This is a genomic window from Mixta hanseatica, assembly GCF_023517775.1.
GTDB classification, from domain to species: domain Bacteria; phylum Pseudomonadota; class Gammaproteobacteria; order Enterobacterales; family Enterobacteriaceae; genus Mixta; species Mixta hanseatica.
The window spans coordinates 2,807,182-2,830,425 of the sequence record NZ_CP082904.1 but is presented as its reverse complement, the minus strand read 5'-3'; the positions used below and the strand labels follow the sequence as shown (position 1 = coordinate 2,830,425).

The 23,244-nt window shown below is 56.9% G+C and carries 23 protein-coding genes; 14 read left to right on the top strand and 9 right to left on the bottom strand.

The features are described 5' to 3' along the window. Positions 1–42: 42 nt before the first annotated feature. A complete protein-coding gene (locus K6958_RS13560; RefSeq protein WP_249891599.1) occupies positions 43–756 on the bottom strand; it encodes a phosphatase PAP2 family protein in 714 nt (237 codons plus the stop codon). Between the two features lie 38 nt (positions 757–794). Continuing rightward, complete coding sequence (locus K6958_RS13555) at positions 795–1,778, bottom strand: CobW family GTP-binding protein (RefSeq protein WP_249891598.1); 984 nt, start codon at positions 1,776–1,778, stop codon at positions 795–797. Positions 1,779–1,884: 106 nt separating this feature from the next. Here K6958_RS13555 and K6958_RS13550 point away from each other — a divergent pair, with 106 nt between their 5' ends. After that, the gene (locus tag K6958_RS13550; RefSeq protein WP_249891596.1) at positions 1,885–2,175 is read left to right on the top strand and encodes a YmdA family protein; all 291 of its coding nucleotides are present in this window, start codon (positions 1,885–1,887) and stop codon (positions 2,173–2,175) included. 50 nt (positions 2,176–2,225) lie between these two features. On the opposite strand, the gene yeiP is transcribed toward K6958_RS13550, so the two are convergent. Continuing rightward, positions 2,226–2,798: an elongation factor P-like protein YeiP gene (yeiP, locus tag K6958_RS13545; protein WP_249891594.1), complete on the bottom strand. Its 573-nt coding sequence runs from the start codon at positions 2,796–2,798 to the stop codon at positions 2,226–2,228. Between the two features lie 150 nt (positions 2,799–2,948). On the opposite strand from yeiP, the gene K6958_RS13540 reads away from it, so the two are divergent. The 4 genes from K6958_RS13540 (at position 2,949) to fruA (ending at position 7,345) form a co-directional block, all read left to right on the top strand. Beyond that, positions 2,949–3,203 (top strand): YkgJ family cysteine cluster protein, encoded by a 255-nt coding sequence (locus K6958_RS13540; RefSeq protein ID WP_249891593.1) that lies wholly within the window; start codon positions 2,949–2,951, stop codon positions 3,201–3,203. Positions 3,204–3,553: 350 nt separating this feature from the next. After that, the gene (fruB, locus tag K6958_RS13535) at positions 3,554–4,687 is read left to right on the top strand and encodes a fused PTS fructose transporter subunit IIA/HPr protein (RefSeq protein WP_249891592.1); all 1,134 of its coding nucleotides are present in this window, start codon (positions 3,554–3,556) and stop codon (positions 4,685–4,687) included. Continuing rightward, positions 4,684–5,622 carry a 1-phosphofructokinase gene (fruK, locus tag K6958_RS13530; protein ID WP_249891591.1) on the top strand — a complete coding sequence of 313 codons (939 nt, stop codon included), beginning with the start codon at positions 4,684–4,686 and terminating at the stop codon, positions 5,620–5,622. The genes fruB and fruK overlap by 4 nt, the downstream gene beginning before the upstream one ends. 16 nt (positions 5,623–5,638) lie before the next feature. After that, a complete protein-coding gene (fruA, locus tag K6958_RS13525; RefSeq protein WP_249891590.1) occupies positions 5,639–7,345 on the top strand; it encodes a PTS fructose transporter subunit IIBC in 1,707 nt (568 codons plus the stop codon). Positions 7,346–7,556: 211 nt separating this feature from the next. On the opposite strand, the gene K6958_RS13520 is transcribed toward fruA, so the two are convergent. Then, positions 7,557–8,978, bottom strand: coding sequence for a hypothetical protein (locus tag K6958_RS13520; RefSeq protein WP_249891589.1), 1,422 nt, complete (start codon positions 8,976–8,978; stop codon positions 7,557–7,559). 130 nt (positions 8,979–9,108) lie between these two features. On the opposite strand from K6958_RS13520, the gene K6958_RS13515 reads away from it, so the two are divergent. After that, positions 9,109–9,822, top strand: a complete 714-nt coding sequence (locus K6958_RS13515) for a YnfC family lipoprotein (RefSeq protein ID WP_249891588.1) — start codon at positions 9,109–9,111, stop codon at positions 9,820–9,822. 46 nt (positions 9,823–9,868) lie between these two features. Here the strand turns inward: K6958_RS13515 and nfo are convergent, their stop codons facing one another. Further along, positions 9,869–10,726, bottom strand: a complete 858-nt coding sequence (gene nfo, locus K6958_RS13510) for a deoxyribonuclease IV (protein ID WP_249891587.1) — start codon at positions 10,724–10,726, stop codon at positions 9,869–9,871. 55 nt (positions 10,727–10,781) lie between these two features. Continuing rightward, positions 10,782–11,840, bottom strand: a complete 1,059-nt coding sequence (locus tag K6958_RS13505; protein ID WP_249891586.1) for a YeiH family putative sulfate export transporter — start codon at positions 11,838–11,840, stop codon at positions 10,782–10,784. 110 nt (positions 11,841–11,950) lie between these two features. Between K6958_RS13505 and K6958_RS13500 the strand changes: the two genes are divergently transcribed. From K6958_RS13500 to K6958_RS13480, 5 genes are all read left to right on the top strand, one after another. Continuing rightward, on the top strand, positions 11,951–12,331 hold the full coding sequence (locus tag K6958_RS13500) for a YkvA family protein (RefSeq protein WP_249891585.1): 381 nt from the start codon (positions 11,951–11,953) through the stop codon (positions 12,329–12,331). 10 nt (positions 12,332–12,341) lie between these two features. Then, complete coding sequence (gene yieE, locus K6958_RS13495) at positions 12,342–13,208, top strand: DNA-binding transcriptional regulator YeiE (protein WP_249891584.1); 867 nt, start codon at positions 12,342–12,344, stop codon at positions 13,206–13,208. Between the two features lie 126 nt (positions 13,209–13,334). Continuing rightward, positions 13,335–14,801: an amino acid permease gene (locus tag K6958_RS13490; protein ID WP_249891582.1), complete on the top strand. Its 1,467-nt coding sequence runs from the start codon at positions 13,335–13,337 to the stop codon at positions 14,799–14,801. A gap of 233 nt (positions 14,802–15,034) precedes the next feature. Beyond that, positions 15,035–16,117 (top strand): FecCD family ABC transporter permease, encoded by a 1,083-nt coding sequence (locus K6958_RS13485; RefSeq protein ID WP_249891581.1) that lies wholly within the window; start codon positions 15,035–15,037, stop codon positions 16,115–16,117. Beyond that, entirely contained in the window at positions 16,117–16,905 is a 789-nt protein-coding gene (locus K6958_RS13480; RefSeq protein WP_249891580.1) for an ABC transporter ATP-binding protein, read from the top strand. Before K6958_RS13485 ends, K6958_RS13480 begins: the two co-directional genes overlap by 1 nt. Before the next feature lie 61 nt (positions 16,906–16,966). On the opposite strand, the gene fghA is transcribed toward K6958_RS13480, so the two are convergent. From fghA to ptrR, 3 genes are read right to left on the bottom strand one after another with little or no spacing between them, the layout of a single operon-like run. Next, positions 16,967–17,809, bottom strand: a complete 843-nt coding sequence (gene fghA, locus K6958_RS13475) for an S-formylglutathione hydrolase (RefSeq protein ID WP_249891579.1) — start codon at positions 17,807–17,809, stop codon at positions 16,967–16,969. A gap of 12 nt (positions 17,810–17,821) precedes the next feature. Beyond that, the gene (locus tag K6958_RS13470) at positions 17,822–18,946 is read right to left on the bottom strand and encodes an S-(hydroxymethyl)glutathione dehydrogenase/class III alcohol dehydrogenase (RefSeq protein ID WP_249891578.1); all 1,125 of its coding nucleotides are present in this window, start codon (positions 18,944–18,946) and stop codon (positions 17,822–17,824) included. Then, positions 18,933–19,853: a putrescine utilization regulator PtrR gene (gene ptrR, locus K6958_RS13465; RefSeq protein ID WP_249891577.1), complete on the bottom strand. Its 921-nt coding sequence runs from the start codon at positions 19,851–19,853 to the stop codon at positions 18,933–18,935. The genes K6958_RS13470 and ptrR overlap by 14 nt, the downstream gene beginning before the upstream one ends. Positions 19,854–19,958: 105 nt before the next feature. On the opposite strand from ptrR, the gene K6958_RS13460 reads away from it, so the two are divergent. The 3 genes from K6958_RS13460 to yeiB all read left to right on the top strand — a co-directional run bounded on the left by K6958_RS13460 (position 19,959) and on the right by yeiB (position 23,114). After that, positions 19,959–21,110 (top strand): YbfB/YjiJ family MFS transporter, encoded by a 1,152-nt coding sequence (locus K6958_RS13460; protein WP_249891576.1) that lies wholly within the window; start codon positions 19,959–19,961, stop codon positions 21,108–21,110. 135 nt (positions 21,111–21,245) lie between these two features. Further along, positions 21,246–21,911, top strand: a complete 666-nt coding sequence (gene folE / locus K6958_RS13455) for a GTP cyclohydrolase I FolE (RefSeq protein ID WP_249891575.1) — start codon at positions 21,246–21,248, stop codon at positions 21,909–21,911. Between the two features lie 39 nt (positions 21,912–21,950). After that, positions 21,951–23,114: a DUF418 domain-containing protein YeiB gene (gene yeiB / locus K6958_RS13450; RefSeq protein WP_249891574.1), complete on the top strand. Its 1,164-nt coding sequence runs from the start codon at positions 21,951–21,953 to the stop codon at positions 23,112–23,114. The last annotated feature ends 130 nt before the right edge of the window (positions 23,115–23,244 follow it).

Below are 23,244 nucleotides of genomic sequence, written 5' to 3'. Positions count from 1 at the left end.
AGTCTGACGGGGCTTTTCCTTGTGCGAAGCGCCAGCGAAGGCTTAGTGCGGCTGGCCGGGTTTATATCTGCCCGGCAGCGTGCGCCACAGCCAGTTAACCACAACATCGCTGGCGGGAGTTATCAACCACCAGCTCAGACCCACCAGCATGACTGAGAGCGAGCCGACAGCGACATCGGTAAACCAGTGCGCGCCCGCCATAATACGCGGCAACGAGAACAGCACCACAATCACCAGCGCCATGACAAAAGCCCTTTTGCCAAAGTAACGCAGCATAAAGCAGGCAAAAATAATCAGCATCATGCCGTGATCGCCCGGGAAGCTATCTTTAGAGGCATCTTTCGCCGGAATGCCGGTCAGCTCGCTGACGCGATAAGCCTGCTCAAAAAACAGCGTTGGGCTGGCGTGCTGTACCGGCAGCAGATGGCCGAGCTGGTTAAGCACCACTGCCGTTAACAGCATGCAGACGCCGATCGCCAGCATGCGGCGACGGCCTTCCGGCGTTTCACGCCGCCAGTATGACCAGTAAAGCAGGCCCATCGCCAGCAACGATACCGCGTCAAAGCCGCGATAGTTGGTGATCGCCAGCAATAAGGCAAAGATATGGCTGGTGGCCATATGCTGGTTAAACCAGAAAAAGATCGCTTTATCGATGTTGAACCAGGCACCGTGATGCTCAGGTAAGAACCAGGATAAAAATAACGCCACCCCAAGCAGATTCAGCAGCAAAATAATCGCTAAACGTTTTGCGTTCATTTAGAACTCGCAGCAAAGGTCAAAAATAGCGGCATAGATTAGGGCTTATCGCTTAAACGGAGTTTCAACAGCTCGCGTTGGAGCTGATTCCAGTCCGCTTCACTGTCGTGAATAATTTCAATACGGCTATCCGGCGGCGGCGTCTGGCGCGTTTCGATATGAAAATCGGCGCCCTGACGATTAATACTGACCGCGCCTTCAGCAATGCGCACCACCCCTTTAACCCGCGACACCGGGGCCAGACGCGCCCATTCAAGAATGCCGATGGTATCGAACAGCGTGTCGCTGTCAAAAGCCCAGCCGCAGGCAGTGTACCCCTGGCCCTGATTAAAGGCCCGACGCCAGCGCGTATTGCGATCGAGCCGTAACGCGGCAAGGCCTGAGTCTCGGTGAGCGTGCTGATGCGCTTCGCCCTGAGGCAGGGCGCGCAGGTTACGGCGCGGCTGCGCTAATAATGTCGGATCGATGCGGCCATATTCGGTACAGACCAGCAACCGATCGCCCAGCTGGTCCTTCTGCCACTGCGCCAGCGCCTGACGATCCTGCTGCTGCCAGCGATCTTGCTTATTGGCGACGATAATATCCGCCGCGGCCAGCTGATCGCGGAAATTCTCATTGGTACGCACGCGCTCATCGCTCAACTGACGCGGATCAAGCAGCGTCAGCGAGGCCTGGATGTTCAGCCAGGGTTGATATACCTCGGCGCTCAGCATATCGAGAATCTGTTTAGGATGGCCAAGGCCGGTGGGCTCGATCAGCAACCGATCGAGCTGATGCTGACGCAGCAGCATGTTTAACCCCACCTGCATCGGCAGGCCGTTAACGCAACACATACAGCCACCGGGAATTTCTTTCAGCACCGCGCCGCTTTCCGCCAGCAGCGCGCCGTCAATGCCGATTTCGCCGAATTCATTCACCAGGATGGCCCAGTTTTCGCCTTCCGGTTTCTGCGCCAGTAAATGCAATAGCGTGGTGGTTTTGCCGCTGCCAAGAAACCCGGTAATCAGGTTGACCTGGATCATAGAGATCTCCTTTTAATGAATGATTCGCCCTTTGCTGCTGCGACAAAATGACGCGGTGCCGTTAATTATATATTTACCAGGAAATAACTATCGGGATGGAACAACCATGAAATACCGCATCGGCGTGGCCTTATTATTAGCCTTATTATCGCTTTCTGCCCGCAGCAGCGCCGGAACGCTGATGTTTTACGGCAGGCTTAATACGCCTGGCTGCCATATCGCCGTGGCGCAGAGCGCAATAGAGAGTGAATGCTACCGTCAGGGCCAATGGTTGCGTCACTCACAGCCGTTAGCGCGCTTTACCCGCGCCTGGCTGGCGGAGCAAAGCGTGCAAACTGAACTGCTCTGGCTGGATAACCAGCAGCAGCGGGGGCTGATTATCGTTAGCTATCAATAAAAGCCAAATGTTATAATGTAACATTTGGTTTGGCGGGCGCAAGGCTGAAGTTAGTCTGCACGCCCCATATAGCGGCGTTCGGCGATATGGATACGGATTTTATCGCCGTTGCTGAGATATTCAGGCACCTGAATGGAAAGGCCAGTGGCCATCACGGCAGGTTTGGTGCGCGCGCTGGCTGATGCGCCTTTAATCCCCGGCGAAGTATCTACGATTTCCATATCGACGGTTTGCGGCAGTTCAAGCGCCAACACCTGACCATCCATCGTCAATACCTGTATACCCGGCATGCCGCCTTCAGGGATAAACAACAGTTCTTCTTCGATCTGATCTTTCTTCAGGATGTAAGGCGTGTAGTCTTCTTCATCCATAAAGACATATTCATCGCCATCCACATAAGAGAAGGTGACGGAACGGCGCACCAGTGAAATGGCATCAAGAATATCGTCGCCTTTAAAACGTTCTTCGACCTTCATTCCGGTACGGATATCGGTAAAGCGCATTTTATATAAGGTAGACGCGCCGCGCGCGCTGGGGCTTTGAATATCAATGTCTTTAACCAGCAGCAGCTTGCCGTTCCAGGTCACGGCCATACCGCGTTTAATTTCGTTAGCTTTTGGCATCTATTCTCTCTCTGCATCGTATCGTTAAGAATCGCGACAAAGTACTCCCGGCTAACAGAGCAGGCAAGATCCCGCAGTGATTTTTAGCGGGCAGATAGCAATTCCCGTAACGGACTGCTATTGTCGCCAGGTTTTCAGCGGGAGAGTAGTATGGAATGTCGTAGCGGTTGTGGGGCCTGTTGTACAGCGCCGTCCATCTCATCACCCATTCCCGGGATGCCGCACGGCAAACCGGCCAATACGCCCTGTGTCCAGCTGGATGAGCAGCAGCGCTGTAAAATATTCGCTTCGCCGCTGCGTCCGAAAGTCTGCGCCGGACTACAGCCCTCGGCTGAAATGTGCGGCGCGTCGCGCGAACAGGCGCTGACCTGGTTGTTAATCCTGGAAGCGGCTACCGCCCCCTGATCCCCATTAGGCTACCCGCCTGCGTCTGCCCGACGTAAACCTCTTTTCAACCGGCTGTCGCGCCGCTTTATTATCCTTTGCTGATGACTGCTGAAGACGATCGATAATTTCCCGTTGTCGTCAGCGACGCCGTCAGCTTTGCCGCCGAATTATTCTGAAAACGTAAATGAAATGTGCGTTGCTTCAAAAATATGCTACGCCGATTCAGACATAACTTGCGCACAAACGTGACTCTGCTCCACACTGATTGAAACGTTTCAGCGTTATCTCGGTAGTTAATGTTGGCATGGGATAACGCTTTTTTTCTCAATGCAGCTGAAACGATTCAATTTCGGCAGGAGAGGAGAACTATGTTCCAGCTTGATATCAAGGCTATCCATCCAGGGCAGACAGCCGGTAATAAAGAAGAGGCTATTCGTCAGGTCGCCGCTGCGTTGACCGCCGCTGGCAACGTTGGCGAAGGCTATGTCAATGGCATGCTGGCCCGCGAACAACAAACTTCAACTTATCTGGGCAACGGTATCGCAATTCCTCACGGCACCACCGATACCCGCGACCTGGTTCAGCAAACCGGCGTCCAGGTATTTCAGTTTCCGCAGGGCATCAGTTGGGGTGAGGATCAAACCGCGTATGTGGTAATCGGCATCGCCGCCCGCTCCGATGAGCATCTGGCGCTGCTGCGTCAGCTGACCCATGTGCTGAGTGATGATGATGTCGCAGCGCAATTAAGAACGACCGACTCCGCTGAAGAGCTGCGCAGCCTGCTGATGGGCGAGAAGCAGGGCAGCGAATTCAAATTTGATACCTCGCTGATCGCCGTTGATGTCAACGCCAGCGATCTGATGACGCTGCAGGCGCTTAATGCGGGCCGCCTACAGCAGGCCGGCGCGGTCGATGCGCGCTTTGTCGCGCAGGTTATCGGTGCGAAGCCGCTGAACCTGGGCCAGGGCATCTGGCTGAACGACAGCACCGACGGCAATCTGGGCAGCGCCGTGGCGGTCAGCCGCGCCGCACAGCCGTTTGACGTTGAAGGCGAAACAGCAGCGATGCTGGTAACCGTTGCGGTAGCCGATGATAAACCGTTGCAGGTGCTCAACTATTTGAGCGACCTGCTGCTGAAAAATAAAGCGGAACGGCTGCTGAAGGCCGACGCCGCAGGCGTTCTGGCGCTGTTAACCAGCGAAGTGGATGAGCAGGCGGATGTGCTGACGGCGGAATTTATCATCCGCAACGAACATGGTCTGCATGCCCGTCCGGGCACCGCGCTGGTGAGCGTCATCAAACAATTTAACTGTGACGTCACTATCACCAACCTGGACGGCAGCGGTAAGCCGGCCAACGGTCGCAGCCTGATGAAAGTGGTCGCGCTGGGCGTGAAAAAAGGTCATCGCCTGCGCTTCACCGCCAGCGGCGAAGATGCGCAGCAGGCGCTGAATGCGATTGAAGAGGCCATTAACAGTGGCCTGGGCGAGGGGGCAGCATGAGCAGACGCGTCGCAACCATTACGCTAAATCCGGCCTATGACCTGGTAGGTTACTGCCCGGAAATCGAGCGTGGTGAAGTTAACCTGGTGAAAACCACCGGTCTGCACGCTGCCGGCAAAGGTATTAACGTAGCGAAAGTGCTGAAAGATCTGGGCATTGACGTCACCGTTGGCGGTTTCCTGGGGAAAGAAAATCAGGACGGCTTCCAGCATCTGTTTAGCGAACTGGGCATCGCCAACCGTTTTCAGGTCGTGCCGGGCCGTACGCGTATCAACGTTAAGCTGACCGAAAAAGATGGCGAAGTCACCGACCTGAACTTTTCCGGTTTCGACGTCAGCGCCCAGGACTGGGAACGCTTTACCGCCGATTCTCTGACCTGGCTGGGCCAGTTCGATATGGTCTGCGTAAGCGGCAGCCTGCCTGCTGGCGTGGCGCCGGACGCCTTTACCCGCTGGATGAGCGATCTGCGCACTCAGTGCCCATGCATCATTTTCGACAGCAGCCGCGAAGCGCTGGTCGCCGGGCTGAAAGCCGCGCCATGGCTGGTGAAACCGAATCGTCGCGAGCTGGAAATTTGGGCCGGACGTAAGCTGCCTACGCTTGAAGATGTTATCGAAGCGGCGCACGCGCTGCGCGAACAGGGCATCGCTCACGTGGTGATTTCGCTGGGCGCGGAAGGCGCGCTGTGGGTTAACGCCTCCGGAGAATGGATCGCGAAGCCGCCTGCCTGTGAAGTGGTTAGCACCGTAGGCGCGGGCGATTCGATGGTCGGCGGGCTGATCTACGGCCTGCTAATGCGCGAATCAAGCGAACATACTCTGCGTCTGGCTACCGCTGTCGCCGCACTGGCGGTCAGTCAAAGCAATGTAGGCGTAACCGATCGTACTCAGTTGGCCGCGATGATGGCGCGCGTCGACCTGAAACCCTTTAACTGACAGCAGGAGAGGTAGAATGAAAACGCTGCTGATTACAGATCCTTCGCTGGGGCTGGCCTCCGGTTATATGGCAAAACAACTTATCGCGGCGGCGGCGGGCAAGTCTGGCCTGGCGCTGGTGGAAAACCCTGCCGATGCTGAGCTGGTTATTGTGCTGGGCAACAAGCAGCCCACAGACAGCGCGCTGAATGGCAAAGCGGTATGGCTGGGCGAAGCGGCGCAGGCGCTGCGCGATCCGCAGGCTTTCCTGACCCGCGCTAAAGCGGAAGCAAAACCCTGGCAGGCTCCGGCTGCCGAGCCGATTGCGGCGCCGGCAACGGCTGATGTTGCCGCCAGCGGGGCAAAACGTATTGTGGCGGTTACCGCCTGCCCAACCGGCGTAGCCCATACTTTTATGGCCGCCGAAGCGATTGAAACTGAAGCGAAAAAACGCGGCTGGTGGGTAAAAGTGGAAACGCGCGGCTCGGTCGGCGCGGGCAACCCGATTACGCCGCAGGAAGTCGCCGACGCCGATCTGGTGATCGTGGCGGCGGATATTGAAGTGGATCTGGCAAAATTTGCCGGCAAGCCGATGTATCGCACCTCTACCGGCCTGGCGCTGAAGAAAACCGCGCAGGAGTTTGATAAAGCGCTGGCTGAAGCGCGTCCTTATCAGCCGAAAGGCAACGCGTCGGGTGCGGCTAACGACGGCGAACAGCAGGAGCGCGCCGGAGCCTATCGCCATCTGCTGACCGGCGTTTCCTATATGCTGCCAATGGTGGTGGCGGGCGGCCTGTCGATTGCGCTGTCCTTCGCTTTTGGTATCACCGCCTTTAAAGAGCAGGGCACGCTGGCGGCGGCGCTGATGCAGATCGGCGGCGGCACCGCTTTTGCTCTGATGGTGCCGGTGCTGGCAGGCTTTATCGCTTTCTCTATTGCCGACCGTCCTGGCCTGACGCCGGGCCTGATCGGCGGGATGCTGGCCAGTTCGATTAACGCCGGTTTCCTTGGCGGCATTATCGCCGGTTTTATTGCCGGTTACGCCGCGAAGTTTCTGAGCAGTAAGGTGAAGCTGCCGCAGAGTATGGAGGCGCTGAAGCCAATATTAATTATTCCGCTGGTGGCCAGTCTGATTACCGGTCTGCTGATGATTTACGTGGTCGGTACGCCGGTAGCGAAAATCATGGAAGGCCTGACGCACTGGCTGGGCAATATGGGTACGGCGAATGCGGTGCTGCTGGGTGCGATCCTCGGTGGTATGATGTGCGCCGATATGGGTGGCCCGATTAACAAAGTCGCCTATGCCTTCGGCGTAGGTCTGCTCAGTTCGCAAACCTATGCGCCGATGGCGGCGATTATGGCCGCCGGCATGGTGCCGCCGCTGGCGATGGGCGTAGCGACGCTGCTGGCGCGCCGGAAATTTAACAAAGGTCAGCAGGAGGGCGGTAAAGCGGCGCTGGTGCTGGGGCTGTGCTTTATTTCCGAAGGCGCTATCCCGTTTGCCGCTCGCGATCCGATGCGCGTTCTGCCTTGCTGTATCGTTGGCGGTGCGGTAACCGGCGCTATCTCGATGATGGTGGGCGCGAAACTGATGGCGCCGCACGGCGGTCTGTTCGTGCTGCTAATCCCGGGCGCGATTACGCCGGTGCTGGGTTATCTGCTGGCGATTGTGGTGGGTACGGTGCTGGCAGGCGTCTCTTACGCGGTGCTGAAACGTCCTGAGGCTGAACTGGCGAAAGCCTGAGTCAGGGTTCAGGGTAGTCAAAAGCCAGCCTGCGGGCTGGCTTTTTTGTTTCTGGTAAGGTGATCGCACGGGACATGCAGGCCGATCGTAAAGACGCAAAAACGTCATCCCTGACGGCTCGGCCCGCGCCGTCCGTGGCGCGGGACGCTTTACTCTTCTGCCTGCATGCCCCGGCTTTGCGTTAGGTGCCGGTCTGTACGGGCGTCCGGCCTCAGCGGCGCAGCGTCACCTCGCTTAGTGTATACCGCTGGTTTTTCCCTTTATCGCTGCGTTCTAGCGGCAGGAAAATATTCAGGTCGGTTAAAAAAGCGGAAACCGTAGTGACATTATCATCACCGCCGCGCTGCTCACAGCGTACCCGCCAGTAACTGCCGCGAAAGGCGGGATTCAGCGTGTGGGCATCCTCTTTATCCTCCACGATGCAGGACTCGATCAGCGTATTGATCTTTTTCTTCTCGCCCAGCTCGCTGTTTTTTACCGTGGTAACGTAGCGCTGCCCCTGATAAAGCGGGAAACGCAGCGTAGTCTCAAGCGTTTGGGTTTGATTGGGCAGGGCGCTGATGGAAAGAGCGGACTGCATCTGAATGCTGTTCGCAACCATAATGCGCTGCGCTTTAAACAGGCGATAGTCATCCAGACGTACCACCAGCCCATCGGCACGTGCATCCATTCTGTAGCTTACTTTGTCGCCTGTGCTGCTGGTTTCGGTCCAGCTAAGGCGCTGGAACTTCGGCATTGCCCAGCCTTTTACCAGCGTTTGCGCTTTCTGTATCACTGCCGCATCCAGCGGAAAGCGATCCAGCCATTGCGTCTGGTTATCGTCGAACTGCGGCATCATCGGGCCGAGAACCTCGTCAGCCTTTTTGCCTTTTTTACTAACATAGCGTCCTAACCCGCTGAAATCATCGCCGTCTTGTAACTGACAGATTTTATTAAAGGCGTTGAGCGTGGCGGGTGTGCTCTCAAAACTGCTGGCGCGACGTATCACCTGTTTATCTATCAGGCTGTCGGTGACGTAACCCTGCGGATCGACATCCAGCGCGCCGATAACCTTATCAACCCGTGATGTGCAGTTATATAAATGCTGTTCGATCTTTAAATCAAAGGGGGCATCATAAGGTGGATCCCAGCTGATCTTATCGTAGCCGTAGCCGATCTTAACGATCAGATTATCGCCGACGCGAACAATGTTGGCACGGTCAAGCAGCGTCGGCGTGTCCCAGCTGTTCTTTTTTTCTACGTAAACCCAGTCGGTCTCTTTTAACTTGCTGCCGCACAGCTGTGCGATCTGCTCCGGCGTGGTTTCATGGCTGGGCTGCGGCGGTGCATAATGCGCCAGGCTGTCGCCGTAAAAGCGGTGCCCGGTTTGCCCTTCACTGTCCAGCATATCCCAGTAGAGGCGATAACCCTGCCGTTGAGTGCAGTCGACCGCCGTCCAGCGCTGTACCAGCTGCCCATCGCTAAAAGTCACGTTGCTGACCATATTGATATGATTATTCAGGCGCATAATCATGAAAGGATTAATCCAGATGGATTTAATCGTTTTAGGCTGACCGCCTTCGCTGGCGGAGCTAAATGGTGCGGCCGCCAGCGTTGCAAGCAATAATCCCACTGGCAAAACAATGCGTTTCATACTTCAGTCCCTGTAGAGCAAATAAGTTTCTTCTATCGGCCGGTTTGTGCGTAACTTAAGCGCTGTTATCAGGCTAAAGGCTTAGATATTCTCTATCTTTTTTAAATGGCCTTATTTGGCAGGGACAATAATGAAAAAATGGTTTTTATTCTCAGGTGCGTTATGCCTGACGGCCTCCGTGCAGGCGACCTCACCGATACGTTTTCAGCCTGCGGTACTTAACGCCGCGCAGCTCTTTAATCACGATCCCAGCGTCGGGCCGGTTAAACATAGCCTGCAGTGGATCAGAAATAGCACGGGCGAACTATTGGCTATGACAGATGTTTGGTACGACCGCAGCGGCTGTTTCACCCGCATCAATATGGCCGATAAGCTCAACGACGCTGAATTTCATATCGTTAACCAGCATGGCGTCCTCACCTCGAATCGAGGCCAGCCTGTTAGCGGAAAGGTAAATCAGCGCTGCCAGGTGACCGAGCTGGAAAATAAAAGTGGGAAATACAGGCTTAGCTACAATGCGCAGGGATTGCTGGAAAGTATTATCGATCGCGTAAGCGGTAAAGTTAGCCAACGCTTTGAGTATCGTTTCGGGCAGTTTCCGGTACGTATTCGGGATTATGAAAAACAAACAGATAGCCGTTTTTTTTACCCGGCAGGTAACCCGCAGTTTGTGGATATGGAAACTTCGCTAACAGCAGGAAAGGATACCGTATGGCTTAAACAGAGCTGTAGCTATCAGAAGGATGGCAATGTCGCACTCTGTTCACAAATCACTGCAAACGATGCAGATTATCGTGATGCGGTGTCAGTGACCTTTTCTAACCATAAAATGGAAAATTATTAAAATGGTTACCGCTTTGCCAGCCCCAAACGGGCTGGCAAAAGCGCGGTTAATCGACGCTGGTGGCGCGCTGCTGCGATTTCAGCCAGGCGATTTCATCTTTCCAGATATCGGGATTAATGGTTTCCAGAATCAGTGGAATATTATCAAAGCGGCTGTCTTTCATCAGCCAGCTAAATACGGTTTTGCCGATATTGCCTTCGCCGAGACTGTGATGGCGGTCAACGCGGCTGGCATAAGCGCTTTTCGCATCGTTCAAATGCATGCCGCGCAGATACTGGAAGCCGACAATGCGATCGAACTCGGCAAAAGTCGCTTCGCAATCCGCTTCGCTGCGCAGATCGTAGCCGCCGGCAAACGCGTGACAGGTATCGATACAGACGCCAACGCGCGATTTATCTTCCACCCGATCGATAATTGCCGCCAGATGCTCAAAGCGATAGCCCAGGTTGCTGCCCTGACCGGCGGTATTTTCAATTACCGCGGTAACGCCACGGGTTTTATCCAGCGCAATATTCACCGATTCAGCAATGCGCTGCAGGCAGGCGTCCTCATCGATCTGGCTAAGATGGCTGCCGGGATGAAAGTTAAGCAGCGACAGCCCCAGCTGTTCGCAGCGCTGCAATTCATCAATAAACGCCTTACGCGATTTTTCCAGCGGCTCTTCCAGCGGATGCCCGAGATTAATTAAAAAGCTGTCGTGCGGCAGGATCTGACCGCTGCTGTAACCATACTTTTCGCAGGCGCTGCGAAAGGCGTCGATCGTCGCGGTGGATAAGGGCGCCGCTCGCCACTGCCGCTGATTTTTGGTAAACAGCGCAAAGGCGGTGGCTTCCAGTTCATGGGCGCGTAACACCGCCTGTTCCACACCGCCCGCCGCACTGACATGCGCGCCAATAAATTTCATGCTGTTCTCCTGTTAATAGCCTGCCTGAGCAGGCAGGCCATGATAACTGATGCGCCTAAGGCATGAAATGGTGAACCAACAGGTTAATAGCGCCACCGCCCAGCAGCAGCCAGATAAACAGCATCAGGCCCAGCAGCAGCGGGCGAACCCCCGCCTGTTTAAACGCGCTGACATGGGTGGTCAGGCCCAGAGCGGCCATCGCCATCGCCAGCATTAGCGTATCGAGCTGGTTGATCAGCGCAATCCAGCCGGCAGGCAGCAGATGAAATGAATTAAACAGCGCTACCGCAATAAACATTAGGGCGAACCAGGGAAAGGGGACAGCGCCTCGTTGCGTCGGCTGCTGCGGGCTTTGGCGTTGGATCCAGGCGGAAAGCAGCAGCAGGAACGGCGCCAGCAGCATCACGCGCAGCATTTTGGCGATCACCGCCGCGTTTTCCGCCTCCGGGCCGATCGCGTGGCCTGCGGCTACCACCTGCGCCACCTCATGGATAGTCGAACCGGTATAGATGCCAAACTGTGTTGTGGTCAGCGCAGGGAACAGCGGGTGCGCCAGCGACCAGAGCAGGGGCCAGATAAAAATTGCCAGCGTACCGAACAGCACCACGGTAGCGATGGCTATCGCCACCTTCGCCGCCTGCGCCTTAACTACCGGCTCGGTGGCCAGCACGGCGGCAGCGCCGCAGATGCTGCTGCCCGCGCCGATCAGCCAGCAGCTTTCCCGATCCAGCCCCAGCCAGCGTCGACCCAGCCAACAGGCCAGCAAAAACGTCGAGCTCAGCGTCAGCGCGTCGATAACGATGCCGCTGACGCCCACGCCTGCAATCTGCTGGAAGGTAAGACGAAAACCGTACAGGATAATCCCCAGCCGCAGCAGACGCTGCTTCGCCAGCAGCACACCGCTGTCGCAGACGGAATGCAGATGTGGATAAAGAGTATTGCCCAGCAGCATGCCGATAACAATCGCCAGCGTCAGCCCGCTCAGGCCCAGCGCGGCAAAGGTCGTCTGATTGCCCAGCGCGAGCGCCACGGCGGCAATCAGGCCGGTCAACAGCAGCCCGGGTAACAAACGTCCCGGACGGTAAGGTGATTTTGTCAGGGTTAACTCAGCCATAGACGGACTCCTCTTTCGTTGCGACAAGTGTGCGCCACGCCTGGCTTAAAAGTGAAATTGATTATATATTTATTATTAATCGGAATAAGTGATATAAGCGGGAGGAGAAAGTGCTGTTTAATCGGGTACGCCGCTGGGTGCGGCTGATTAAAAAAGATGCGCTGACGCTGTGGTTTGCCTGCCGCGATCCTCATGCGCCGCTGTGGTTAAAGTTGGGTACCGGGCTGCTGGCGGTTTACGCCGTTAGCCCCATCGATCTGATCCCTGATGTGATCCCCCTGATAGGATGGCTGGACGATGCGGTGATCGTGCCGTCGGGCGTAATGCTGCTGCTGCGCATGATGCCGGCTCAGGTGCGCGCCCGCAGCCTGGCCAACGCTGAACAGCGGCGGCGGCAGGGAAAAAAATTGATTAGCCGCAGCGGCCTGATGCTATTGCTGCTGTTCTGGCTGGCGCTGCTGATCTGGAGCGTCAGACATTTTATGATGTAAAGGACAATCGATGCATATTACGCTGCGTCAAATTGAAGTGTTTACCGAGGTGCTGAAAAGCGGCTCCACCACCCAGGCTTCGCAATTGCTGGCGCTTTCGCAATCGGCGGTCAGCGCCGCGCTGGCCGATCTGGAAGGGCAGCTGGGGGTGCAGCTGTTCGATCGCGTCGGTAAGCGGCTGGTGGTGAATGAACATGGCCGTCTGCTCTATCCGCGCGCGGTAGGATTGCTGGAGCAGGCCAGCGATATTGAACAGCTGTTTCGCGAGGATAACGGCGCGATTCGTCTGTACGCCAGCAGCACCATCGGCAATTATCTGCTGCCGGGTATGCTTGCCGCCTGGCGGCGCGACTATCCGCAGCTGCCGCTGGAGCTGAGCGTGGGCAACAGTCAGGATGTGATCAATGCGGTGGCGGATTTTCGCGTGGATCTGGGGCTGATAGAAGGGCCGTGCCACGTCAGCGATATCGTCAGCGAGCCCTGGCTACAGGATGAACTGGTGGTGTTTGCCGCGCCCGATACGCCGCTGCGCCAGCAGCCGGTGACCCTGGAAAGTCTGGCCGCCACGCCCTGGATCCTGCGCGAACGCGGGTCGGGCACACGTGAAATCGTTGATTATCTGCTGCTGTCGCATTTGCCGCAGTTCCAGCTGGCGCTGGAGTTGGGCAACTCGGAAGCGATCAAGCATGCGGTACGGCACGGGATGGGTATTAGCTGCCTGTCGCGGCGGGTGATTGCCGAACAGCTGGAAACCGGCTCGCTGGTAGAAATAAAGGTGCCGCTGCCGACCTTATCGCGTACCCTTTACCGTATCCACCATCGGCAGAAACATATTTCCAAGGCGCTAAGCCGCTTTCTGAGCTATTGCCGGGAATAATTAACGGGCCTACTAATAATCCGGCGCGGATCATGAAGGTAACTTATAACGCAGGGTTATCGCTATACTTGACCCGATGAGTTGCTACAATCGCGCCTCTTTTCACCCCATTTATAGCGTTTAAATATGGTTCAGGATAAAAAAACAACACAACAACCTGGGTTACAGCGTGCGTTAAAGGCGCGCCATTTAACAATGATCGCCATTGGCGGATCTATCGGCACCGGGCTGTTTGTCGCGTCAGGGGCGACAATCTCGCAGGCGGGACCAGGCGGTGCGCTGCTCTCCTATGCGCTTATCGGGTTGATGGTCTACTTTTTGATGACCAGTCTCGGCGAACTGGCGGCGTTTATGCCAGTTTCGGGCTCTTTCTCCACCTATGGTGCCAAATATGTTGAAGAGGGCTTTGGCTTCGCCCTTGGATGGAACTACTGGTACAACTGGGCGGTGACTATCGCCGTTGACCTGGTGGCATCACAGCTGGTGATGAGTTACTGGTTCCCGGATACGCCGGGCTGGATCTGGAGCGCGCTGTTCCTCGGCCTGATGTTCCTGCTGAACTATATTTCCGTCAAAGGCTTCGGCGAAGCGGAATACTGGTTCTCGCTGATTAAAGTTACCACCGTGATTATCTTTATCATCATCGGCGTACTGATGATGATCGGCATTCTGCGCGGCGGCGAAAGCGCCGGCTGGCAAAACTGGCAGATCGGCGAAGCGCCGTTCGCCGGCGGGTTTTCAGCGATGATCGGGGTGGCGATGATTGTCGGCTTCTCGTTCCAGGGCACCGAGCTGATTGGTATCGCGGCGGGCGAGTCGGAAGATCCGGCGAAGAACATTCCGCGCGCGGTGCGTCAGGTATTCTGGCGTATTCTGTTGTTCTATATTTTCGCCATTCTGATTATCAGCCTGATCATTCCTTACACCGATCCCAGCCTGCTGCGTAACGATGTAAAAGATATCAGCGTCAGCCCGTTCACCCTGGTGTTCCAGCATGCCGGTCTGCTGTCGGCGGCGGCGGTGATGAATGCGGTGATCCTGACGGCGGTGCTGTCAGCGGGCAACTCCGGCATGTACGCCTCGACGCGCATGCTGTTTACCCTGGCCAGCGAAGGTAAAGCGCCGCGTATTTTCGCTAAGCTGTCGAAAAACGGCGTGCCGCGCAATGCGCTTTATGCCACTACCGTAGTCGCCGCGCTTTGCTTCCTGACCTCAAAATTCGGCAACCAGCAGGTTTATCTGTGGCTGCTGAATACCTCAGGGATGACCGGCTTTATCGCCTGGCTGGGTATTGCCATCAGCCACTATCGCTTCCGTCGCGGTTATGTAGCGCAGGGGCATAAACTGGAAGAGCTGCCTTATCTTTCCGGCTTTTTCCCACTGGGACCGATGTTCGCCTTCGTGCTTTGCCTGATTATTACCCTCGGGCAGAACTATCAGGCTTTTCTGGCGGATACCATTGACTGGTACGGCGTAGCCGCCACCTATATCGGCATCCCGCTGTTCCTGGTGATCTGGTTTGGTTACAAACTGGTGCGCCGCAGCCGTTTCGTGCGCTATCGCGATATGGAGTTTCCGCGTTTCGGTGACTAACGGTTGATAATCGGCAGATACAATAAAGGCGCAACGAAAGTGGCGCCTTTTTGCTAACTATAACAATGCTACAAATTGCATTGATAACCATTATCATTTGTTTTATTGTTCCAGCCCTTACCGTCAGGCCTGCCGTTAACGGCGGGTCAGGGCGTCGCGTAGCCTTATTGCAGCACGATGACCGCAGGAACCGTCCGCCGTGCCGGAAATAACGGACATTGACAGGATTTAACATGAGTGTGACACCCGATTCCGCCCACTACGTCAGCGCTAAGCCGCCTGAGCAGGTGATGGGACGCTACCGCCAACTGTTACGGCACCGCCTGATGATGATGGGCGTACTGCTGCTGGCCATTCTGACTTCGCTAATTTTCGATTTTACTCTTGGCCCTTCCGGCCTGACGCTGGACACGCTATGGCATACCCTGCTGCAACCGGAGAGCGTCGATGCCGGAACGCGGGTGATCGTCTGGGAAATCCGCTTGCCCTATGCGCTGATGGCGGTAGTGGTAGGCCTGGCGCTTGGCCTGGCCGGCGCGGAAATGCAAACCATCCTGAATAACCCGCTGGCCAGCCCGTTTACCCTGGGCGTGTCGTCCGCCGCTGCCTTTGGCGCTGCGCTGGCGATCATTCTGGGTATCGGCATTCCCGGCATCCCCGACCAGTGGTTTATCTCCGGCAACGCTTTTGTCTTTGCGCTGCTTGCGGCGCTGATGCTGGATGCGGTTACACGCTGGACGCGGGTCGCCACCTCCGGCGTGGTGCTGTTCGGGATTGCGCTGGTGTTCACCTTTAACGCGCTGGTTTCCATGCTGCAGTTCATCGCCAGCGAAGATACATTGCAGGGGCTGGTGTTCTGGACCATGGGCAGCCTGGCGCGCGCCTCGTGGGAAAAGCTGGGCATTCTCAGCGCGGCGGTGCTGCTGTTGCTGCCATTCTCGTTAATGAGCGCCTGGAAACTGACCGCGCTGCGCCTGGGGGAAGATCGCGCCGTCAGCTTTGGCATCGACGTGCGTCGTCTGCGTCTGGGCACGCTGCTGCGCATCAGTATTCTTTCAGCGCTGGCGGTGGCCTTTGTCGGGCCAATTGGTTTTATTGGCCTGGTCGCGCCGCACATTTCCCGGCTGATATTCGGTGAAGATCACCGTTTCTACCTGCCTGCCAGCGCCCTGACCGGCGCGCTGGTATTGTCAATGGCCTCGGTCGCCTCGAAAAATCTGATCCCGGGCATCATTATCCCGGTCGGCATTGTCACCTCCCTGGTTGGCGTGCCGTTTTTCCTGACCATTATTCTGCGTCATCGGGGGAATGTCTGATGGAAGGCTTACAGATCCGCGCGTTTCATAGTGGATACCCCAAACGTAAAGTGATTGAAAACCTCAACGTTCCTCAGCTGCCGCGCGGGAAAATCACCGTGCTGCTGGGGCCGAACGGCTGCGGTAAATCAACGCTGCTGCGCTCCCTGGCCGGCCTGAATCAGGCGCAGGGCGAACTGTGGCTGAATGGCGAAGAGCTGACGGCGCTGCCTTTCGTCCGCCGCGCGGAAAAAGTGGTTTACCTACCGCAGTCGCTGCCGGCAGGCGTGCATCTGCACGTGCTGGAATCGATTATCGTCGCCCAACGCGCTTCCGGCAGCTACGGCGGCAGCGCCACCAGTGAAGCGGAAGTGATGGCGTTACTGGAACAGCTAGGAATTGCTCATCTGGCTTTAAGCTACCTCGACCAGCTTTCCGGTGGGCAAAAACAGCTGGTGGGATTAGCGCAATCGTTAATTCGTCGTCCACAGCTGTTATTACTGGATGAGCCGCTCAGCGCGCTGGATTTAAATTATCAGTTCCACGTAATGGATTTAGTGCGGCGGGAGACCCGGCTGCGTAATATTGTTACCCTGGTAGTGGTACACGATATTAATATCGCGCTGCGCCATGCCGGGCATGTATTAATGCTGCAACAGGGCAGGTTAATTGCCGATGGCGCGCCGGAAGCAGTGATTACGGCGGAAAGTTTGGCCGAAGTCTATGGCGTGCGCGGGCGCATCGAGCGCTGCTCGCAGGGCACCCCGCAGGTGTTAATTGACGGACTGGTAGCTGAACCGGGCCTGTAATCGGCGCAACCCTTATCTAAGCGTCGCGATAAATAAGGGCGGCCTGCGCCGCCCTTTGCTGTTATGCCAACAGATGCTGCGCATGGAAGCGCAGATGATCCTCAACAAATGAGGCAATAAAGAAATAGCTGTGGTCGTAACCCGGCTGGATACGCAGCGTTAGCGGCCAGTCGTGCTGCTGCGCGATCGCCTCCAGCTGCTCCGGCTGCAGCTGATCGGCGAGGAACTGGTCGCTGTCCCCCTGATCGATCAGCATCGGCAGCGTCTGCTGCGCTTGTTGCATCAGACAGCAGCTATCATATTGCCGCCACTGCTCACGATCGTCACCTAAGTAGGCGCTGAACGCTTTCTGGCCCCACGGCACCGCGCACGGATTGACGATCGGGGCGAAGGCGGAAGCAGAGGTAAATTTCTGCGGATTACGCAGCGCCAGCATCAGCGCGCCGTGGCCGCCCATGGAGTGTCCCATAATTGCCTGACGATCGCTTACCTTAAAGCTGGCGGCAATCAGCGCCGGCAGCTCCTCGTTAATGTAATCGTACATATGGAAATTCTGCCGCCACGGTTCCTGCGTCGCGTTCAGATAGAAACCTGCGCCCTGTCCCAGGTCGTAAGCTTCACTGTTCGGCACTTCGTCGCCGCGCGGGCTGGTATCGGGCATTACCAGTACCAGACCTAACTCCGCCGCTATGCGTTGCGCGCCCGACTTAACGGAGAAGTTTTCATCGGTACAGGTCAGACCCGCCAGGCACCAGACCACCGGCGGCGGCGCATCGCTCTGCGGACCCGGCAGAAAAATGCCGAAGGTCATGTTGCAGCCCAGCACCGACGAATGATGACGCCAGCGCTGCTGCCAGCCACCAAACATACGATGTTCTTCCAGTAATTCCAGCGTCGTTGGCATGATGGCTCCCGTTTATTTACTGAAATGCACCACGGAGCGGATCGATTTGCCTTCATGCATCAGCTCGAACGCTTCATTGATCTCCTCCAGCGGCATGGTATGGGTGATAAAATCGTTCAGCTGGAATTTACCATCAAGGTAATCCTGCACGATACCCGGCAGCTGCGAGCGGCCTTTGACGCCGCCAAAGGCGGAGCCGCGCCAGACGCGTCCGGTCACCAGCTGGAAAGGACGGGTAGAGATCTCTTCCCCTGCGCCGGCCACGCCGATAATCACCGACTCGCCCCAGCCTTTGTGGCAGCACTCCAGCGCTGAACGCATCACGTTAACGTTGCCGATGCACTCGAATGAATAATCCACGCCGCCGTCGGTCATCTCAACGATCACTTCCTGAATCGGCTTGTTGTAGTCTTTCGGGTTAATCAGATCGGTCGCGCCCAGTTTACGTGCCAGATCGAATTTGCTGGTATTGATGTCGATGCCGATAATACGGCCTGCTTTCGCCATCTTCGCGCCGATAATCGCCGACAGGCCAATGCCGCCCAGACCGAAAATCGCCACGGTATCGCCTTCTTTGACTTTAGCGGTATTCATCACCGCACCCATACCGGTGGTCACGCCGCAGCCCAGCAGGCACACTTCTTCCAGCGGCGCTTCTTTGCTGATTTTTGCCAGCGAGATTTCCGGTACGACGGTGTACTCAGAGAAGGTCGAGGTGCCCATATAGTGGAAAATCGGCTTGCCGTCTTTGAAGAAACGGGTGGTGCCATCCGGCATCAGGCCTTTCCCCTGCGTGGTGCGGATCGCCTGACACAGGTTGGTTTTGCCGGACAGGCAGAACTTACATTTGCCGCATTCCGGCGTATAGAGCGGAATTACATGATCGCCTACTTCGACGCTGGTGACGCCTTCGCCCACAGCTTCGACAATACCGCCGCCTTCGTGACCCAGGATCGCCGGGAATACCCCTTCCGGATCTTTGCCCGACAGGGTGTACGCATCGGTATGGCAAACACCGGTGGCGACAATACGCACCAGTACTTCGCCTTTTTGCGGCGGCATCAGATCCACTTCTTCAATCTTCAGCGGTTCGCCAGCGGCCCAGGCAACGGCGGCACGGGTTTTAATCATTTCCATTTATCAGCTCCAAAGGATGCATCAGTTCATCATTAACGGGTTTGTCGTCAAACTGTTCAATAATCAGGTATTTCAGCGCTTCCACATTGGGGGTAAACGCATCCCGCCGCCAGATTAACCAGGTGGCGGTATCAGAAAATTTAGGCGGCAACACATGCGCCTGCACCCGCTCGCGTGCCGGCATTTGCGCCAGCACTGACTGCGGGATCAACGCCACGCCGGCGCCGCTGGCGACGCAGGCCATCATTGCGTGATAGGACTGGATCTCCATCACGCTATGCGGCTGCACGCCGCTGTCGCGGAACCACTCTTCCAGCCGTAAACGGTAGGAACAGCTGGTGCGAAACGCGAAGACCGTATCGCCGCTGGCGTCGACGGCGCTATGGATCGGCGCATGGTCGGCGCTGGAGATCAGCATCATCTGCTCACGAAACGCGATGCAGCCGTTCAGCTCTTCATAATTAACCGGCCCGTCAACCAGCGCCGCCGCCAAAGTGCCTTCACGCACACGGTCGATAATCTCGCCGGAGGTGCCGGTGATCAGCGATAGCGCCACCGCCGGATAGCGCTGATGATAGGCGGCCAGCAGATTCGGCAGGCGCGTGGCGGCGGTGCTCTCCATTGAACCCAGGGCGAAATTGCCGCCCGGCTCGCCGGTGCGAGCCATGCTCAGCGCCTCATCGCTCAATGTCAAAATACGCTGGGCGTAACAGAGGAAATTATGGCCCATCGGCGATAAACGCAGGCGCTGTTTTTCACGAATAAACAGATCAACCCCGATCTCCTGTTCCAGCTGGCGCAGGCGCGTGGTCAGGTTAGAAGGGACACGATGCAGCTGTTCCGCGGCGCGCGCCACCGAACCGGTTTCTGCAACCTGGCAGAACATACGTAACTGGACTAAATCCATCTGTTCTCTTACCGTAATCAACTTGGTTATAAACATTCACTTTTTGTGAGTTTAAACGTCGGGCATGATGGACGCAACCGTTCATTACAAAAGTTGATAGTAATTATGCACAATCCAGGCAGGAAGGCAGGGGCAGGGCAGATTGCGCTCAGCGCGTTGTTGTCGTTGGTGGTGGCGATGGGTATTGGGCGTTTCGCCTTTACGCCGCAGGTGCCGTTGATGATTGCTGAACAGCAGCTTACGCTTACCAGCGCCAGTGTGGTGGCGGCTCTGAACTATCTCGGTTATCTGTGCGGCTCTTTTGATGCGATGCGCGCGCGCCGCCACGTCGAGAGGCGACTGCAGGCGGGCGTCTGGGGAGCGGTGGCGCTGACGCTGCTCTCCGCATGGCTGGACAGCGCGTGGCTACACGGCACACTGCGCTTTTTTATCGGCTGGGCCAGCGGCTGGGCGATGGTGCTGGTAGCGGCGTGGTGCGGTGAACAGCTGCAAAAGCACGGCAGACCGGCCCTGCTGGCAATGGTATTTGCCGGGCCGGGCATCGGTATCTTTCTCAGCGGGATGCTGGCGGTGATGTTGAACCATTATCATCTTTCGGCAGCTGGCGCATGGCTGGCCTATGGCGCGCTGGCTCTGCTGCTGATCGCGCCGATTGCGCTCAATCTACCGCGCCGCGGCGAACTGCACCGACCGGAAACTGCGCCCGCGCCGCTGGTGCTGAACGGTAATTTGAAACGTCTGGTCTGGAGCTATAGCCTGGCGGGCTTTGGCTATATTCTGCCGGCGACCTTTCTCTCGCAGCTGGCGGTCACGCGTTTCCCGCATAGCCTGGTGGCTCAGTTTGTCTGGCCGATCTTCGGCGGGGCGGCGGTGGCGGGCATCGGCCTCGCGATAGTTACCCGGCGATGGGCCGCCGCTCATACCCGCCTGGCGATCGCGCTCTGGGCGCAGGCGCTGGGCGTATTTATCGGCGGGCTGATGCCGGGCATCGGTGGGCTGGCGCTGGGGGGGCTGCTAACGGGCGGCGGTTTCCTTTGCGTAGTGCAGCTGACGCTGCAGTATGGCCGCGAGCTGGCGCCGCAGCATTCCCGTTATCTGGCGGGATTGTTGACTACCGGCTACGCCATTGGTCAGCTGGCGGGACCGCTGCTCTCTTCGCTTTCCACCCTGGTGCTGCATCGCCTCGATCCTGCGCTCTACGTTGCCGGCGCTGCGCTGCTGTTGGCCGGCGGGCTGGTATGGCGGCGCGCTGCATGAAGCGATTTCAGTAGCGATTACGCGTATTCACTGGATAAACCGGGCGGAGTGCTTCAGAATACGCCCTCAGATTATTACCCCGATAACGACCCCGTTGGCGATTATCGGCTGTTACACCTGCTGGAGAAACATCACATGGCGACGTTAAGTCATGAAGCTGCTCTGGTTCACGAAGCGCTGGTTGCGCGTGGACTGGAAACCCCGTTACGTGCGCCCGTACGTGAAATGGATGACGAAACGCGTAAACGGCTGATTGCCGGGCATATGACTGAAATCATGCAGCTGCTCAATCTTGATTTAGAAGATGACAGCCTGATGGAAACCCCACACCGCATCGCCAAGATGTATGTTAATGAAATCTTCTCTGGTTTGGATTACGCTAATTTTCCAAAAATCACCCTCATTGAAAATAAAATGAAGGTGGATGAGATGGTTACCGTGCGCGACATTACGTTGACCAGTACCTGTGAACACCATTTCGTGATCATTGATGGTCAGGCGACCGTGGCCTATATCCCCAAAGATAAAGTGATTGGCCTGTCGAAAATCAACCGCATCGTGCAGTTCTTCGCTCAGCGCCCACAGGTGCAGGAACGTCTGACGCAGCAGGTGCTGATTGCGTTGCAAACGCTGCTCGGCACCAATAACGTGGCGGTATCAATTGACGCGGTGCACTACTGCGTGAAGGCGCGCGGCATTCGCGACGCCAACAGCGCGACCACCACCACCTCACTGGGCGGCCTGTTTAAGTCCAGCCAGAACACGCGCCAGGAGTTTTTGCGCGCGGTGCGTCATAACTAATCTCCTCTGACGGCAGAGGGAAACGCAGCAGGAACCGGCATGCAACGAAATATCACGCTGGATTTTATTCGTGGTCTCGCCATTCTCGGTATCCTGCTGCTGAATATCAGCGGCTTCGGCCTGCCTTCCGCCGCCTACCTTAATCCCGCCTGGCACGGGCAGCCTTCTCTAAGCGATGCGCTTAGCTGGGCGACGCTTGATCTGCTGGCGCAAAGCAAATTCCTGACGCTGTTTGCCCTGCTGTTTGGCGCGGGCCTGCAAATGCTGCTGCCGCGCGGTAAGCGCTGGATCCAGGCGCGCCTAAGCTGGCTGGTGATCTTCGGGTTTATTCACGCTCTGTTTCTCTGGGAAGGGGATATCCTGCTCGCCTACGGCATTATCGGGCTGATTGCCTGGCGCATGATCCGCGATGTGCCCTCCACGCGCTCGCTGTTTAATACCGGCGCGATGCTCTATCTGGTGGGCGTGGGCGTGCTGCTGCTGTTTGGCCTGATCTCCTCGCCGGAACCGGCGCGCTCCTGGCTGCCGGCGGCGGCGGATATTCAGTATGAAATGTTCTGGAAGCTTAACGGCGGCTGGAATGCGGTGCAAAATCGTCTTGATCACCTCTCTTCGATGCTGCTGGCGCTGGGTGCGCAGTATGGCTGGCAGCTGGCGGGACTGATGATGATCGGCGGCGCGCTGATGCGCAACGGCTGGCTGCAGGGTGCGTTCAGCCGCCGTCACTATCGCCGCACGGCGGTGATTTTATTAACCCTCGGCTGGCTGATTCAACTGCCGGCGACGCTGCTGCAGTGGCAGCTGGGCTGGGCGTTTCGCTGGTCGGCGTTTTATCTGCAGGCGCCGCGCGATCTGGCCGCGCCGCTGGTTAGCCTTGGCTATGCGGCGCTTTGTTTTGGCTTTTGGCCACAGCTGGCCCGGCTGAAAATCACCCAGCCCATCTGCTGCGTAGGCCGCATGGCGTTAAGCAACTATCTGCTGCAAACCCTGATCTGCACCACGCTGTTCTACCGCTTTGAGCTGTTTATGCATTTCGATCGCCTGCAGCTGTTAATGCTGGTGCCGCTGGTATGGCTAGCTAATCTGCTGTTTTCAACGCTGTGGCTGCGCCGCTTCCGTCAGGGGCCGCTGGAGTGGCTATGGCGACAGCTTACCCGGCTGGCGGCGGGCAAGCCGCTACATAACGCCCGTCCCGGACAATGATGCCCGTCACAATTGTTATTAAATTGTATGTAACCGTTTTCATCAATGTGACCTGATTCACGTAGCCCAGCGCGCTTGCCTGCCAGAATAGCCGTCAGCTCTTCCAGTCGGCAGGTAAAACATGCAGCAT

What these genes read in the sequence shown, in the direction of transcription:
- K6958_RS13560 (WP_249891599.1), bottom strand. Translation starts at nt 756, where the DNA reads ATGAACGCAAAACGTTTAGCGATTATTTTGCTGCTGAATCTGCTTGGG.
- K6958_RS13555 (WP_249891598.1), bottom strand. Translation starts at nt 1,778, where the DNA reads ATGATCCAGGTCAACCTGATTACCGGGTTTCTTGGCAGCGGCAAAACC.
- K6958_RS13550 (WP_249891596.1), top strand. Translation starts at nt 1,885, where the DNA reads ATGAAATACCGCATCGGCGTGGCCTTATTATTAGCCTTATTATCGCTT.
- yeiP (WP_249891594.1), bottom strand. Translation starts at nt 2,798, where the DNA reads ATGCCAAAAGCTAACGAAATTAAACGCGGTATGGCCGTGACCTGGAAC.
- K6958_RS13540 (WP_249891593.1), top strand. Translation starts at nt 2,949, where the DNA reads ATGGAATGTCGTAGCGGTTGTGGGGCCTGTTGTACAGCGCCGTCCATC.
- fruB (WP_249891592.1), top strand. Translation starts at nt 3,554, where the DNA reads ATGTTCCAGCTTGATATCAAGGCTATCCATCCAGGGCAGACAGCCGGT.
- fruK (WP_249891591.1), top strand. Translation starts at nt 4,684, where the DNA reads ATGAGCAGACGCGTCGCAACCATTACGCTAAATCCGGCCTATGACCTG.
- fruA (WP_249891590.1), top strand. Translation starts at nt 5,639, where the DNA reads ATGAAAACGCTGCTGATTACAGATCCTTCGCTGGGGCTGGCCTCCGGT.
- K6958_RS13520 (WP_249891589.1), bottom strand. Translation starts at nt 8,978, where the DNA reads ATGAAACGCATTGTTTTGCCAGTGGGATTATTGCTTGCAACGCTGGCG.
- K6958_RS13515 (WP_249891588.1), top strand. Translation starts at nt 9,109, where the DNA reads ATGAAAAAATGGTTTTTATTCTCAGGTGCGTTATGCCTGACGGCCTCC.
- nfo (WP_249891587.1), bottom strand. Translation starts at nt 10,726, where the DNA reads ATGAAATTTATTGGCGCGCATGTCAGTGCGGCGGGCGGTGTGGAACAG.
- K6958_RS13505 (WP_249891586.1), bottom strand. Translation starts at nt 11,840, where the DNA reads ATGGCTGAGTTAACCCTGACAAAATCACCTTACCGTCCGGGACGTTTG.
- yieE (WP_249891584.1), top strand. Translation starts at nt 12,342, where the DNA reads ATGCATATTACGCTGCGTCAAATTGAAGTGTTTACCGAGGTGCTGAAA.
- K6958_RS13490 (WP_249891582.1), top strand. Translation starts at nt 13,335, where the DNA reads ATGGTTCAGGATAAAAAAACAACACAACAACCTGGGTTACAGCGTGCG.
- K6958_RS13485 (WP_249891581.1), top strand. Translation starts at nt 15,035, where the DNA reads ATGAGTGTGACACCCGATTCCGCCCACTACGTCAGCGCTAAGCCGCCT.
- K6958_RS13480 (WP_249891580.1), top strand. Translation starts at nt 16,117, where the DNA reads ATGGAAGGCTTACAGATCCGCGCGTTTCATAGTGGATACCCCAAACGT.
- fghA (WP_249891579.1), bottom strand. Translation starts at nt 17,809, where the DNA reads ATGCCAACGACGCTGGAATTACTGGAAGAACATCGTATGTTTGGTGGC.
- K6958_RS13470 (WP_249891578.1), bottom strand. Translation starts at nt 18,946, where the DNA reads ATGGAAATGATTAAAACCCGTGCCGCCGTTGCCTGGGCCGCTGGCGAA.
- ptrR (WP_249891577.1), bottom strand. Translation starts at nt 19,853, where the DNA reads ATGGATTTAGTCCAGTTACGTATGTTCTGCCAGGTTGCAGAAACCGGT.
- K6958_RS13460 (WP_249891576.1), top strand. Translation starts at nt 19,959, where the DNA reads ATGCACAATCCAGGCAGGAAGGCAGGGGCAGGGCAGATTGCGCTCAGC.
- folE (WP_249891575.1), top strand. Translation starts at nt 21,246, where the DNA reads ATGGCGACGTTAAGTCATGAAGCTGCTCTGGTTCACGAAGCGCTGGTT.
- yeiB (WP_249891574.1), top strand. Translation starts at nt 21,951, where the DNA reads ATGCAACGAAATATCACGCTGGATTTTATTCGTGGTCTCGCCATTCTC.